Genomic DNA, 13,794 nt, shown 5'->3' with positions numbered 1-13,794 from the left:
CGATGAGTCAAACTACGCTTTTCCCGGTCGTGATGGCCGGTGGCTCGGGTAGCCGACTGTGGCCGCTGTCCAGAGTGCTGTACCCCAAACAGTTCCTGTGCCTGAAAGGGGACATGACCATGCTGCAGGCCACGGTGAACCGGCTGGACGGCGTGAAGTGCGCCAGCCCGGTGGTGATCTGCAATGAGCAACACCGCTTTATCGTGGCGGAACAGCTGCGTCAACTCAACAAGCTGACCGAAAACATTATTCTGGAACCGGCAGGGCGCAACACGGCGCCAGCCATCGCCCTGGCGGCGCTGGCGGCTAAGCGTCGCGAACCGGACTGCGACCCGCTGATGCTGGTGCTGGCGGCGGACCATGTGATTCAGGACGAAGAGGCCTTCCGCGCGGCGGTTCGTCATGCCACGCCGTATGCTGAAAATGGCAAGCTGGTGACCTTCGGTATCGTGCCGAACGTGCCGGAAACCGGCTACGGCTATATTCGCCGTGGTGATGTCACGCCGGGTACCGACGACACGCTGGCCTTCGACGTCGCGCAGTTTGTCGAAAAACCCAATCTCGATACCGCACAGGCCTATGTCGCCAGCGGTGAATATTACTGGAACAGCGGCATGTTCCTGTTCCGCGCCGGGCGCTATCTGGAAGAGCTGGGCAAATATCGCCCGGATATTCTTCGCGCCTGCGAAAAAGCGATGGACGTCACCGACCCGGATCTCGACTTTATCCGCGTCGATGAAGCGGCGTTCCTGAGCTGCCCGGACGAATCCATCGATTATGCGGTGATGGAGCAGACCGCGGATGCGGTAGTGGTGCCGATGGACGCGGGCTGGAGCGATGTCGGCTCCTGGTCATCGCTGTGGGAGATAAGCAACCATACGCCGGAAGGCAACGTGCACCATGGCGATGTCATCAGCCATAAAACCGAAAACAGCTATGTCTATGCAGAGTCTGGCCTGGTGACGACCGTCGGGGTAAAGGACCTGGTGGTGGTGCAAACCAAAGACGCGGTGCTTATCGCCGATCGCAACGCGGTGCAGGACGTGAAAAAGGTGGTCGAGAAGATTAAGGCCGACGGCCGCCACGAACACCACATCCACCGGGAAGTCTACCGCCCGTGGGGCAAGTATGACTCGATTGATTCCGGCGATCGCTATCAGGTTAAGCGCATCACCGTGAAGCCGGGGGAAGGGCTGTCGCTGCAGATGCATCACCACCGGGCGGAACACTGGATCGTGGTGGCGGGCACCGCCAAAGTCACTCTCAATGACCAAATTACGCTGCTGGGTGAGAACGAATCTATCTATATCCCCCTTGGCGTCACCCACTGCCTGGAAAACCCGGGGAAAATCCCGCTCGACCTGATTGAGGTGCGATCTGGCGCCTATCTGGAAGAGGACGACGTGGTGCGTTTCCAGGATCGTTACGGGCGCGTGTAGCGCCCGGCTGGCCGGATAAGCGCGGCGCATCCGGCAAATCACGACACCAAAATTGATGGCCATAACGGTCAGGGCGAACTGTTGCCTGAAGAAAGGTAAAAACATGACGAAATTAACCTGTTTTAAAGCCTACGACATCCGCGGCAAGCTCGGTGAAGAGCTGAATGAAGACATCGCGTGGCGCATTGGCCGCGCTTACGGTGAATATCTGAAGCCGAAAATTATCGTGCTGGGCGGCGATGTGCGCTTGACCAGCGAGGCGCTGAAACTGGCGTTAGCCAATGGCCTGCGCGACGCGGGCGTTGACGTGCTCGATATCGGGCTTTCCGGCACCGAAGAGATTTACTTCGCCACCTTCCATCTCGGCGTTGATGGCGGTATCGAAGTGACCGCCAGCCATAACCCGATGGATTACAACGGCATGAAGCTGGTGCGGGAAGGCGCACGCCCCATCAGCGGCGATACCGGCCTGCGCGACGTACAGCGCCTGGCGGAAGCCAACGACTTCCCGCCGGTCAATGAGGCCGCGCGCGGTAGCTACCAGAAAATCAACCTGCGTGACGCCTATATCGACCACCTGCTGGGCTACATCAACGTGCAAAACCTGACGCCGCTGAAGTTGGTGGTGAACTCCGGTAACGGCGCGGCAGGCCCGGTGATTGACGCGCTGGAAGCCCGCTTCAAAGCGCTGAATGTGCCGGTGAACCTGATCAAAGTGCACAACACCCCGGACGGAACCTTCCCGCACGGTATTCCTAACCCGCTGCTGCCGGAGTGCCGCGCGGATACCCGCGATGCGGTCATCAAATACGGTGCCGATATGGGTATCGCTTTTGATGGCGACTTCGACCGCTGCTTCCTGTTCGACGAGAAAGGGCAGTTTATCGAGGGCTACTACATCGTCGGCCTGCTGGCGGAAGCCTTCCTCGAAAAGAACCCCGGCGCGCGCATCATTCACGACCCGCGTCTGTCGTGGAACACCGTGGACGTCGTCACGGCGGCGGGCGGCACGCCAGTGATGTCGAAAACTGGTCATGCCTTTATTAAAGAGCGCATGCGTCAGGACGACGCGGTTTACGGCGGTGAAATGAGCGCTCACCACTACTTCCGTGATTTTGCCTACTGCGACAGCGGCATGATCCCCTGGCTGCTGGTCAGCGAACTGCTGTGCCTGAAGGGCAAAACGTTGGGTGAACTGGTGCGCGACCGCATGGCGGCGTTCCCGGCGAGCGGTGAAATCAACAGTCATCTGGCGGCACCGTCAGAAGCGATTGCCCGCGTGGAAGCACACTTTGCCGGCAGCGCGCTGGAGATCGACCGTACTGACGGCATCAGCCTGGCGTTTGCCGACTGGCGCTTCAACCTGCGTTCTTCCAATACCGAACCGGTGGTGCGCTTAAACGTGGAGTCTCGCGGAAATACGCCGCTGATGCAGGCGCGAACGCAGGACATTCTGGCGTTGCTTAATCAGTAATTATTGCCCCTCACCCTAACCCTCTCCCCAGAGAGGAGAGGGAACCGAACGTGCAGGCTGCGGATTGGTTTTTCTCCCTCGCCCCTTTGGGGAGAGAGGCGGGGTGAAGGGAAACGACGAATAGGACCAACGATGACGACTCTAAAAAAGCGCGAACGAGCTAAAACGAATGCATCGTTAATCTCCATGGTGCAGCGTTTTTCCGACATCACCATCATGTTGGGGGGATTGTGGCTGGTGTGTCAGGCGGTTGCGTTGCCGTTTTTATATCTCCATCTGTTGATGGCGCTGGTGACGCTGGTCGTTTTCCAGATGATTGGCGGGATTACCGATTTCTACCGCTCCTGGCGCGGCGTGCGTATCACCACCGAATTGCTGCTGCTGTTGCAGAACTGGACGCTGAGCCTGGTGTTTGCCGCCGGACTGCTGGCGTTTAACGATGATTTTAATACCAACTTTACCATGTGGCTGGCGTGGTATCTGATTAGCACCATCGGCATGCTGGCGAGCCGCGCGTTCATTCGCTACGGCGCTGGCATGCTGCGCCATCGCGGCTATAACACCCGCTATGTGGCCGTCGCCGGGGACATGCCGGAAGGGCAGGCGCTGCTCGAAAGCTTCCGCAACCAGCCGTGGCTGGGCTATGAAGTGGTCGGCAGCTATTACGATGCTAAACCAGGCGGCGTTAACGCCGACTGGATGGGCAATCTTGAACAACTACTCGACGATGCCCGCAGCGGCAAAATCCACAACGTCTACATCTCGATGGCGATGCAGGAAGAGAGCCAGATTAAAGAGGTGGTCCGTTCTCTCGCCGACACCACCTGCTCGGTGCTGCTGATCCCGGATGTTTTCACCTTCAACATCCTGCATTCACGCGTAGAGGTGGTGAACGGTATTCCGCTGGTGCCGCTGTACGACACGCCGCTCTCCGGGGTGAATCGTATTATCAAACGGCTGGAGGATATCGTGTTGGCGCTGGGCATTCTGCTGCTGATTTCGCCTGCGCTGTGCTGTATCGCGCTGGCGGTGAAGCTGAGTTCGCCGGGCCCCATCATCTTCCGCCAGACCCGCTACGGTATGGATGGTAAGCCGATCAAAGTGTGGAAATTCCGCTCGATGAAGGTCATGGAGAACGACAAGGTGGTGAAACAGGCGACGCAAAACGACCCGCGTGTGACCCGTGTCGGCAACTTCCTGCGCCGCACCTCGCTGGATGAATTGCCGCAGTTTATCAACGTGCTCACCGGCGGCATGTCTATCGTCGGCCCGCGTCCGCACGCGGTGGCGCACAACGAACAGTACCGTCAACTGATTGAAGGCTACATGCTGCGCCACAAAGTGAAGCCTGGTATTACCGGCTGGGCGCAGATCAACGGCTGGCGCGGTGAAACCGATACCCTCGAGAAGATGGAAAAACGGGTGGAGTTCGATCTCGAATACATCCGCGAGTGGAGCCTGTGGCTCGATATCAAGATCGTCTTCCTGACGGTATTCAAAGGCTTTGTCAACAAAGCAGCCTACTGAGGAAGTGACATGGGCCTGAGAGAAAAAACCATCAATGGCGCGAAATGGTCGGCGATGGCGACGGTGGTGATTATTGGCCTGGGGCTGGCGCAGATGACCGTGCTGGCGCGGCTGTTTGACGGCCATCAGTTTGGTCTGCTCACCGTGTCGCTGGTGATTATCGCGCTGGCGGACACGCTGTCGGATTTTGGTATCGCCAACTCGATTATTCAGCGTAAAGCCATCAGCCAGATTGAGCTGACCACGCTCTACTGGCTGAACGTCGGGCTGGGGATTGCGGTGTTTGCCGCGGTGTATCTGCTGAGCGATACCATTGCGCGGTTGCTGCACAACCCGGATCTCGCGCCGTTGATCAAAACGCTGTCGCTGGCCTTCGTGGTGATCCCCCACGGCCAGCAATTTCGTGCGCTGATGCAAAAAGAGCTGGAGTTTAACAAAATCGGCTCCATTGAGACCGCAGCGGTGCTGTCGGGCTTTACCTTTACGGTGATTAGCGCCTGCTTCTGGCCGCTGGCGATGACCGCAATTTTGGGTTATCTGGTCAACAGCGCCGTGCGTACGCTGCTGTTCGGCTATTTTGGCCGCAAGATTTACCGTCCAGGTCTGCATTTTTCGCTGACCACGGTCATGCCGAACCTGCGCTTCGGCGCGTGGCTGACGGCGGACAGTATTGTTAACTACATCAACACTAACCTGTCGACGCTGACGCTCGCGCGCATCCTCGGCGCCAGCGTGGCCGGGGGCTATAACCTCGCCTACAACGTGGCGGTGGTGCCGCCGATGAAGCTTAACCCAATCATCACCCGCGTGCTGTTCCCGGCGTTCGCCAAGATTCAGGACGACACCGACAAGCTGCGAGTGAACTTCTACAAGCTGCTGTCGGTGGTGGGGATCATCAATTTCCCGGCGCTGTTGGGGCTGATGGTGGTGAGCAATAACTTTGTGCCGCTGGTGTTCGGCGACAAATGGCTGCACATCGTGCCAATCCTCCAGTTGCTGTGCGTGGTGGGGCTGCTGCGCTCGGTGGGCAACCCAATCGGTTCGCTGCTGATGGCTAAAGCGCGAGTGGATATCAGCTTTAAATTCAACGTCTTTAAGACCTTCCTGTTTATTCCTGCGGTGATTATCGGCGGGCAGCTCGGCGGCGCGATTGGCGTCACGCTGGGCTTCCTGCTGGTGCAAATCATCAACACCATCCTCAGCTATTTCGTGATGATCAAACCGGTGCTGGGGCCGGGCTACCGCGATTACCTGCTGAGCCTGTGGCTGCCGTTCCGTCTCTCTCTGCCGACGTTGATTTCAAGCTACGCGGTGGGGCGACTGCTGGAAGGCAGCGTTTCGCTCTCGGCGCTGCTGGCGATGCAGGTGCTGGCGGGGGTAGTCAGCTTTGCGCTGGTGATCATGCTGTCACGCCACAGCCTGTTGCTTGAACTAAAAAAACCGCTCTGTCGGAGCGGAAAACTGAAAACGTTATTACGCGTTCCTGATTGATTTGCTTGAACCCCTTTTTGATGAGGCCATGATGAAATTACTAATTTTGGGAAACCACACCTGCGGCAACCGCGGCGACAGCGCGATTATGCGCGGCCTGCTCGATGCGATTCTTCGCCAGCAGCCGGACGTTGAAATGGACGTAATGAGCCGTTTCCCGATCAGTTCCTCCTGGTTGCAGGGGCGTGAGATTATTGCCGATCCGCTGTATCAGCTGAGCCAGAAACAGCAGGCGGCTGCAGGGGTGAGCGGGCGCGTGAAGAAAGTGCTGCGTCGCCGCTTCCAGCACAAGATCCTGCTGGCCAAGGTGACCGGCGAAGGCAAACTGCGCAACTTTGAAATTGCGCCAGAGTTTCATGAGTTTGTGCGCTTCCTTGGCAACTATGACGCGATTATTCAGGTAGGTGGGTCGAACTACGTCGATCTCTACGGCTTGACTCACTTTGAGTACCCGCTGTGCGCCTTTATGGCCAACAAGCCTATCTACATGATTGGCCACAGCGTTGGCCCGTTCCAGAACCCGGACTTCAACGAGCTGGCGAACTACGTCTTTGGCCGCACTAACGCGTTGATTCTGCGTGAAACCGTCAGCCGTGAGCTGATGGCGAAGGCGAATATCGACACCGGTAAGGTGGAGCAGGGCGTGGACACCGCCTGGCTGGTTGAGCATCGTAACGACAGTTTCGAACCGAGCTACGCGGTACAGCACTGGCTGAACCTGACCGCACAGCGTAAAACCGTGGCGATTACTCTGCGCGAGCTGGAGCCGTTTGATAAGCGTCTGGGTACAACCCAGCAGGCCTATGAAAAAGCGTTTGCCGAGGTGGTGAACCGTATGATTGACGACGGTTATCAGGTGCTGGCGCTTTCTACTTGCACCAGTATCGACCGCTACAACCGCGATGACCGCATGGTCGCGCTGCGCATGGCGCAGTACGTCAAAAACCGCGAGCATTTCCACATCGCCATGGACGAACTTAATGACGTGGAGATTGGCAAAATTCTTGCCTCCTGCGAACTGACCATTGGTACCCGCCTGCACTCGGCGATCATCTCGATGAACTTCGGCACGCCGGCGATTGCCATTAACTACGAGCACAAATCAGCGGGCATTATGCAGCAGCTGGGTATGCCTGAGATGGCCATCGACATTCGTCACCTGCTCGACGGCTCGATGCAAGGCGTGGTGGGCGATATTCTCAACCAGCTTCCGGCGCTGGGCGAGAAAGTCGCCGCGGCGGTGGAGGGGGAACGCCAGAAGGGCTTCACCATGATTGAATCGGTGCTGAACCGCATCCGGGAGGGCCGATGAAAGTCAGCTTCTTCCTGCTGAAATTTCCTTTATCGTCTGAGACGTTTGTCTTAAACCAGATCGTGGCGTTCATCGAGATGGGTTATGAGGTGGAGATTGTCGCCCTACAAAAGGGCGACCTGACCAATACTCATGCGGCTTATACCCAGTATCAACTGGCGGACAAAGTTCGCTGGTTACAGGATGAGCCGTCAACGGCGCTGGAGAAGCTACGCTATCGCGCGTTCAGCACGTTGCGCGGTTTACACCGTCCCGCCGTCTGGCGGGCGTTAAACGCGCGGCGCTACGGGCAGGAGGCGCGCAATCTGATCCTCTCTTCTATCTGTAGCCGCACTCCCGCGCCGATTGTCGCCGATGTTTACATCGCCCACTTTGGCCCGGCAGGAGTGACCGCCGCCAAGCTGCGCGAACTGGGGGTGATCGACGGGAAGATAGCCACCGTCTTTCACGGTATTGATATCTCAAGCCGCGGAGTGTTGAACCACTACACCAGCGAATATCAGCAGCTGTTCCGCCGCGGCGACATGATGTTGCCCATCAGCCAACTGTGGGCAGACCGGCTGCAGGCGATGGGCTGCCCGACGGATAAAATTACCGTATCAAGAATGGGCGTAAACATGGACCGCTTCTCGCTGCGCCCGCTAAAAGCGCCCGATGGCTGCTTGCAGATACTCTCCGTTGCGCGTCTGACCGAGAAAAAGGGGCTGCATGTGGCGATTGAAGCCTGCCGCCAGCTGAAAGAGCGTGGCGTCAACTTTCGCTATCGCATCCTCGGCATCGGGCCGTGGGAGCGCCGTCTGCGCACCCTGATTGAACAGTATCAGCTGGAAGATCACGTAGAAATGCCGGGTTTTAAGCCCAGCCATGAAGTGAAAATGCTGCTTGATGAAGCTGACGTCTTCCTGCTGCCCTCGGTAACGGGGGCCGATGGCGATATGGAAGGTATTCCGGTGGCGCTCATGGAGGCGATGGCGGTGGGGATCCCGGTGCTGTCGACGGTCCACAGCGGCATCCCGGAACTGATTGACTCCGGTCATTCCGGCTGGCTGGTGGAGGAGTACGACGCCACGGCGCTGGCAGACAAACTGCAATCACTTGGCCGGATGGATGCGCACAGCCTGCAGCCGGTGCTGGCGCGCGCACGTGAGAAAGTCGAAACCGATTTTAATCAGCAGGTGATTAACCGGCAGCTTGCCAGCCTGCTGCAGACGCTTTGCTAAGGAGGCGCTATGCACACCTTAACCCGACGTTACTTCCTTATCGCCGGGGCAACGCTTGCCGCGGCCTTACCGGTACTTTCAGCAACCGCCGCGCGTGCTGCTGAGAAGCGCTCGGCAGTGGACATACGTGACTACGTGCACAATGGCGACTGGATCCGCGCGTTCAATGAGGCCTTCGCGCAGGCCGACACCGTCAACGTGCCAGCGAGTGTGGTTTGCGACAATATCAATACGGCGATTACGCTGCCGCCGGGGAAAACGCTGGCGGTTGCCGGTGCCCTGAAAGGCAACGGGCGCGGGCGCTTTATCCTGCAAAAGGGCTGCCAGGTGATCGGCAGCGGTGAAGCCAGCCTCTACAACATTACGCTGGACGTCCGTGGTAGTGATTGTACGATTGCCGGATTGACGATGAGCGGCTACGGCCCAGTGGTGCAGATTTTCATCGGCGGGAAAGACAAGCGTACGCTGCGTAACCTGACCATTACCCGCCTGACCATCACCAAAGCCAATTACGGTATTCTGCGTCAGGGCTACCATAATCAGTGGCTTGATGTGAACATCACCCACTGCCACTTCAGCTATCTGCAGGGCGACGCCATTGAGTGGAACGTGGCGATTAACGACCGCAATATCCTTATCTCCGACCACGTCATCGACCATATCGACTGCACCAACGGTAAGGTCAACTGGGGCATCGGGATCGGCCTGGCCGGCAGCACCTACGATAATGGCTACCCGGAAGAGCAGGCGGTGAAAAACTTTGTCGTCGCCAACATCACCGGCAGCAACTGCCGCCAGCTGGTGCACGTGGAAAACGGCAAACACTTTATTATACGTAATGTGAAAGCCAGCAATATCACGCCGGAATTCAGCAAGCAGGCGGGAATAGATAACGCCACGGTGGCGATCTACGGCTGTGATAATTTCGTTATTGATGGTGTCGATATGGTTAATAGCGCGGGAATGCTGATTGGCTACGGTGTTATCAAAGGTAATTATTTGTCGATACCGCAAAACTTCCGCCTGAATAATATACAGATGGACAACAGTGCTTTGGCCTATACGGTCCGCGGTATTCAAATTTCCTCGGGTAACAACCCCTCGTTTGTCTCTATCACCAACCTGTCCATGAAGCACGCTTCGCTGGAGATTCATAACAAACCGCAACACATTTTTTTGAGGAACATCAACGTGATGCAGCTCTCCTTTCGTGGGCCTGCGCTGAAGCTGAACTTCGATTTACGCAAGGATGTGCGTGGGAAGTTTATGGCGAAGCAGGATACGCTGCTGTCGCTGGCGAACGTGAGGGCGGTGAATGAGAAAGGGCAGGCGGCGGTGGATATTGATCGGGTCGATCAGCATGTTGTCAACACAGAACGCCTCAATTTTGCGCTGCCGCGCCGCTGAGCACGGCAATCCACTGAATTATCGGATTACATCCAGGGATCATCCTGACTCAAATCAGTACTATGACAAAACAGAGTGGATTAAACATGTTTAATCGCTATAATTCATCAACCGATATATAGGTGGACAAGATAATGGTTAATTTGAAAGCAGTCATTCCGGTAGCGGGATTGGGTATGAACATGCTACCTGCCACGAAGGCCATCCCTAAAGAGATGCTGCCGATCGTTGACAAGCCGATGATTCAGTACATCGTCGACGAAGTGGTTGCTGCAGGGATCAAAGAAATCGTTCTGGTCACACACGCATCGAAAAACTCGGTGGAAAACCACTTCGATACCTCGTATGAACTGGAAGCACTGCTTGAGCAGCGCGTGAAGCGTCAGCTGCTGGCTGAAGTTCAATCTATCTGTCCTCCTGGCGTGACCATCATGAACGTTCGCCAGGCGCAGCCGTTGGGCCTGGGACACTCTATCCTGTGCGCACATCCGATTGTCGGCGATAACCCGTTTGTGGTTGTGTTGCCGGATATCGTGCTGGACAACGCAAGCGCCGACCCGCTGCGCTACAACCTTGCCGCCATGGTGGCGCGTTTCAACGAAACCGGGCGTAGCCAGGTGCTGGCGAAACGTATGCCGGGCGACCTGTCTGAATACTCCGTCATCAAAACGAAAGAGCCGCTGGATGTCGAAGGTAAAGTTAGCCGTATCGTTGATTTTATCGAAAAACCTGACCAGCCGCAGACGCTGGAATCCGATCTGATGGCCGTAGGCCGCTATGTACTTTCCGCTGATATCTGGCCTGAACTGGCGAAGACCGTGCCGGGGGCGTGGGGCCGAATTCAACTGACGGATGCGATCGCCGAACTGGCGAATAAGCAGTCTGTTGACGCGATGCTGATGACGGGTGAGAGCTACGACTGCGGGAAGAAGATGGGGTATATGCAGGCGTTTGTGCAGTATGGGTTGCGCAACCTGAAGGAAGGGGCTAAGATCAGGAAAAGTATTGAAAAGTTGTTATCTTAAGTCGTTTCTCAGTAAACGATAAAGCAAATTTAAGAACGGCGTTTTAGAACGGCAGATGGGCATAAGTATGTAGGGTAACCTACTACTAGCTTCACTGCCTTTTTATTTCATAAAACAAAGTAAAAAATAACAATAGGTTAGAAATGTAGGCGTTGCATATCGTTTATAAGATTTTTCCTTGAGTTCAAATGCATTTAAGACGAAAATAGTTGCCGAAATTTTTTGGGTTTGCAGGTGGGAGTCGTTGCGGATTTTTACCTTGACATAAATGATTTTTATCATTGAAGGTGCAGTGCGCTGGTAGCTGGAGAGCCAGGGGCGGTAGCGTGTCTAATCATAAGTGTCTTTTTTAATATTCAGATTGTTCTTAACAAACATTCATATTATCAAGCCATAAGTTATAAGTCATAGCGGAAATTCAAAGTGAAAATACTGGTTACAGGTGGTGCAGGTTTTATTGGGTCTGCAGTTGTTCGTCATATAATTAATAATACGCAAGACTCTGTCATCAATGTTGATAAACTTACCTATGCAGGTAATTTGGAATCTCTGACAGAGATTGAGAATAACGAGCGGTATAAATTTGAGCATGCGGATATTTGCGACAGCGTTGCAATAGCCAATATTTTTGCACATCACCAACCAGATGCAATAATGCATTTGGCAGCCGAAAGCCACGTTGATCGTTCAATCACAGGCCCTGCAGACTTTATTGAAACCAATATTGTTGGAACATATATCTTACTAGAAGAAGCTCGTAAGTATTGGCTAGCACTTAGTGAAGATCGCAAAGGTGCATTTCGCTTCCACCATATTTCTACGGATGAGGTTTATGGTGACCTTCCTCATCCGGATGAAGTATCGTCAGATACAATATTGCCATTGTTTACAGAACAAACTTCATATTCCCCTAGCAGTCCATATTCCGCCTCTAAGGCATCCAGTGATCACTTAGTTCGTGCATGGCGGCGTACATATGGATTACCCACCATAGTGACAAATTGTTCTAATAATTATGGGCCGTACCATTTCCCTGAAAAACTCATTCCGTTAATTATTCTGAATGCAATTGCGGGTAAACTTTTACCTGTTTATGGGAACGGTGAGCAAATTCGAGATTGGTTATATGTTGAAGATCATGCCCGGGCACTTTATGAAGTCGTCACAAAGGGTGTGCCGGGAGAAACATATAATATTGGTGGTCATAACGAACGTAAAAATATCGATGTAGTGAAAACTATTTGTCGCATTCTCGATGAATTGATTGCAGATAAACCAGATGGCATTGAAAATTTTGAACAGTTGATTCGGTATGTTAGCGATCGTCCAGGGCATGACCTTAGATATGCCATTGACGCCAGTAAAATTAAACAAGATTTAGGTTGGGTGCCGCAAGAAACGTTTGAAACGGGTATCACTAAAACCATTCACTGGTATTTAAATAATAAAGAATGGTGGCAGCGTGTGATGGATGGTTCGTACGCTGGTGAACGCTTAGGGCTCGTAGAGTAGTAAGGATAAAAGATGAAAGGTATTATTTTAGCAGGCGGCTCTGGCACTAGATTGTATCCAATAACTCGTGGTGTATCAAAACAACTATTACCAATCTATGATAAACCAATGATTTATTACCCGCTTTCCACACTTATGCTAGCGGGTATTCAAGATATATTAATAATAACCACTGAAGAAGATAATGCGAGTTTCCAGCGGTTACTCGGTGATGGCAGTAATTTTGGTATTCGGCTTAATTATGCCGTGCAACCCAGCCCTGATGGATTAGCGCAGGCATTCCTCATTGGTGAGAAATTTATAGGAAACGATAAAGTTTGTTTGGTGCTGGGTGATAATATTTTTTATGGCCAATCATTTATCAAAATCCTGCAGAATGCTGTTGCAAGAGAATACGGTGCAACAGTATTTGGTTATCAAGTGAAAGACCCTGAACGCTTCGGTGTAGTTGAATTTGATAGCGAGATGCGGGCTGTATCTATTGAAGAAAAACCGTCAAAACCAAAATCAAATTATGCAGTCACTGGACTTTACTTCTATGATAATCGCGTTATCGATTTCGCTAAAAAAGTTAAACCTTCAGTGAGAGGGGAGCTGGAGATTACTGATCTTAATGACATGTATCTCAAAGAAGGTACTCTTAACGTAGAGCTACTGGGGCGTGGTTTTGCTTGGTTGGATACAGGGACCCACGAAAGTTTGCATGAAGCGTCATCCTTCGTGCAAACCATCCAGAATGTTCAGGGCCTCAAGGTTGCATGTCTTGAAGAGATTGCATTAAGAAATGGTTGGTTAAGCAAAGAAGAAGCAATAAAAAATGCACTACCTATGAAGAAAAATGATTATGGTCAATACATTATAGCACGTGCAAAAGGTGAATGATGGATGCTAGAAAAAATGGAGTCCTGATTACAGGCGGTGCTGGGTTTATAGGTAAAGCATTGATCACCGAAATGGTCGAAAGGCAGATCCCACTAGTGTCGTTCGATATTTCGGATAAACCAGACTCGTTGCCTGAGCTAAGTGAATATTTTAACTGGTATAAATTTAGCTACCTCGAATCTTCTCAGCGTATAAAAGAACTGCATGAGATAGTTAGCCGCCACAATATTAAGACAGTTATTCATTTGGCAACAACTATGTTTCCACATGAATCGAAAAAAAATATCGATAAAGATTGTCTGGAAAATGTTTATGCGAATGTCTGTTTTTTCAAAAACCTATATGAAAATGGTTGTGAGAAAATTATATTTGCATCATCGGGTGGCACTGTTTACGGAAAATCCGATACACCATTTTCTGAAGATGATGCACTTTTACCAGAGATCAGTTATGGCTTAAGCAAAGTTATGACTGAGACATACTTACGATTTATTGCTAAAGAACT

The 13,794-nt window shown here is 53.2% G+C and carries 10 protein-coding genes and 1 pseudogene; all 11 read left to right on the top strand.

Annotation, left to right across the window (positions count from 1 at the left end):
• Positions 1 to 2 precede the first annotated feature (2 nt).
• Positions 3 to 1,439, top strand: coding sequence for a mannose-1-phosphate guanyltransferase (gene cpsB, locus OQV04_RS12600; RefSeq protein ID WP_001575923.1), 1,437 nt, complete (start codon positions 3 to 5; stop codon positions 1,437 to 1,439).
• A gap of 103 nt (positions 1,440 to 1,542) precedes the next feature.
• A complete protein-coding gene (gene cpsG / locus OQV04_RS12595) occupies positions 1,543 to 2,913 on the top strand; it encodes a colanic acid biosynthesis phosphomannomutase CpsG (protein WP_001575922.1) in 1,371 nt (456 codons plus the stop codon).
• 132 nt (positions 2,914 to 3,045) lie between these two features.
• Positions 3,046 to 4,440, top strand: a complete 1,395-nt coding sequence (gene wcaJ, locus OQV04_RS12590) for an undecaprenyl-phosphate glucose phosphotransferase (protein ID WP_001575921.1) — start codon at positions 3,046 to 3,048, stop codon at positions 4,438 to 4,440.
• Positions 4,441 to 4,449: 9 nt separating this feature from the next.
• Entirely contained in the window at positions 4,450 to 5,931 is a 1,482-nt protein-coding gene (locus tag OQV04_RS12585) for an MOP flippase family protein (protein WP_001575919.1), read from the top strand.
• A 31-nt stretch (positions 5,932 to 5,962) separates the two neighbouring features.
• Positions 5,963 to 7,243 (top strand): colanic acid biosynthesis pyruvyl transferase WcaK, encoded by a 1,281-nt coding sequence (gene wcaK / locus OQV04_RS12580; protein WP_032281161.1) that lies wholly within the window; start codon positions 5,963 to 5,965, stop codon positions 7,241 to 7,243.
• Positions 7,240 to 8,463, top strand: coding sequence for a colanic acid biosynthesis glycosyltransferase WcaL (gene wcaL / locus OQV04_RS12575; protein WP_001575917.1), 1,224 nt, complete (start codon positions 7,240 to 7,242; stop codon positions 8,461 to 8,463). Before wcaK ends, wcaL begins: the two co-directional genes overlap by 4 nt.
• A gap of 9 nt (positions 8,464 to 8,472) precedes the next feature.
• Positions 8,473 to 9,870, top strand: coding sequence for a colanic acid biosynthesis protein WcaM (wcaM, locus tag OQV04_RS12570; protein WP_101969451.1), 1,398 nt, complete (start codon positions 8,473 to 8,475; stop codon positions 9,868 to 9,870).
• Positions 9,871 to 10,004: 134 nt separating this feature from the next.
• Positions 10,005 to 10,895, top strand: a complete 891-nt coding sequence (gene galF / locus OQV04_RS12565) for a UTP--glucose-1-phosphate uridylyltransferase GalF (protein WP_001575914.1) — start codon at positions 10,005 to 10,007, stop codon at positions 10,893 to 10,895.
• Between the two features lie 423 nt (positions 10,896 to 11,318).
• A complete protein-coding gene (gene rfbB, locus OQV04_RS12560) occupies positions 11,319 to 12,407 on the top strand; it encodes a dTDP-glucose 4,6-dehydratase (RefSeq protein WP_001575913.1) in 1,089 nt (362 codons plus the stop codon).
• Positions 12,408 to 12,419: 12 nt separating this feature from the next.
• A complete protein-coding gene (rfbA, locus tag OQV04_RS12555; RefSeq protein ID WP_001575912.1) occupies positions 12,420 to 13,289 on the top strand; it encodes a glucose-1-phosphate thymidylyltransferase RfbA in 870 nt (289 codons plus the stop codon).
• Positions 13,289 to 13,794: pseudogene (fcf1, locus tag OQV04_RS12550) on the top strand (dTDP-4-dehydro-6-deoxyglucose reductase); the annotation flags it as partial. The gene rfbA and the pseudogene fcf1, both read left to right, overlap by 1 nt.

This window comes from Escherichia sp. Lx600-2, from assembly GCF_036662595.1.
Lineage (GTDB): Bacteria > Pseudomonadota > Gammaproteobacteria > Enterobacterales > Enterobacteriaceae > Escherichia > Escherichia coli.
The sequence above is the reverse complement of the archived record's forward strand: the minus strand, read 5'-3'. Positions and strand labels throughout refer to the sequence as shown.

Bases quoted from the DNA above. Each gene is read 5' to 3' on its own strand.
- cpsB (WP_001575923.1), top strand. From the start codon at position 3: ATGAGTCAAACTACGCTTTTCCCGGTCGTGATGGCCGGTGGCTCGGGT.
- cpsG (WP_001575922.1), top strand. From the start codon at position 1,543: ATGACGAAATTAACCTGTTTTAAAGCCTACGACATCCGCGGCAAGCTC.
- wcaJ (WP_001575921.1), top strand. From the start codon at position 3,046: ATGACGACTCTAAAAAAGCGCGAACGAGCTAAAACGAATGCATCGTTA.
- OQV04_RS12585 (WP_001575919.1), top strand. From the start codon at position 4,450: ATGGGCCTGAGAGAAAAAACCATCAATGGCGCGAAATGGTCGGCGATG.
- wcaK (WP_032281161.1), top strand. From the start codon at position 5,963: ATGAAATTACTAATTTTGGGAAACCACACCTGCGGCAACCGCGGCGAC.
- wcaL (WP_001575917.1), top strand. From the start codon at position 7,240: ATGAAAGTCAGCTTCTTCCTGCTGAAATTTCCTTTATCGTCTGAGACG.
- wcaM (WP_101969451.1), top strand. From the start codon at position 8,473: ATGCACACCTTAACCCGACGTTACTTCCTTATCGCCGGGGCAACGCTT.
- galF (WP_001575914.1), top strand. From the start codon at position 10,005: ATGGTTAATTTGAAAGCAGTCATTCCGGTAGCGGGATTGGGTATGAAC.
- rfbA (WP_001575912.1), top strand. From the start codon at position 12,420: ATGAAAGGTATTATTTTAGCAGGCGGCTCTGGCACTAGATTGTATCCA.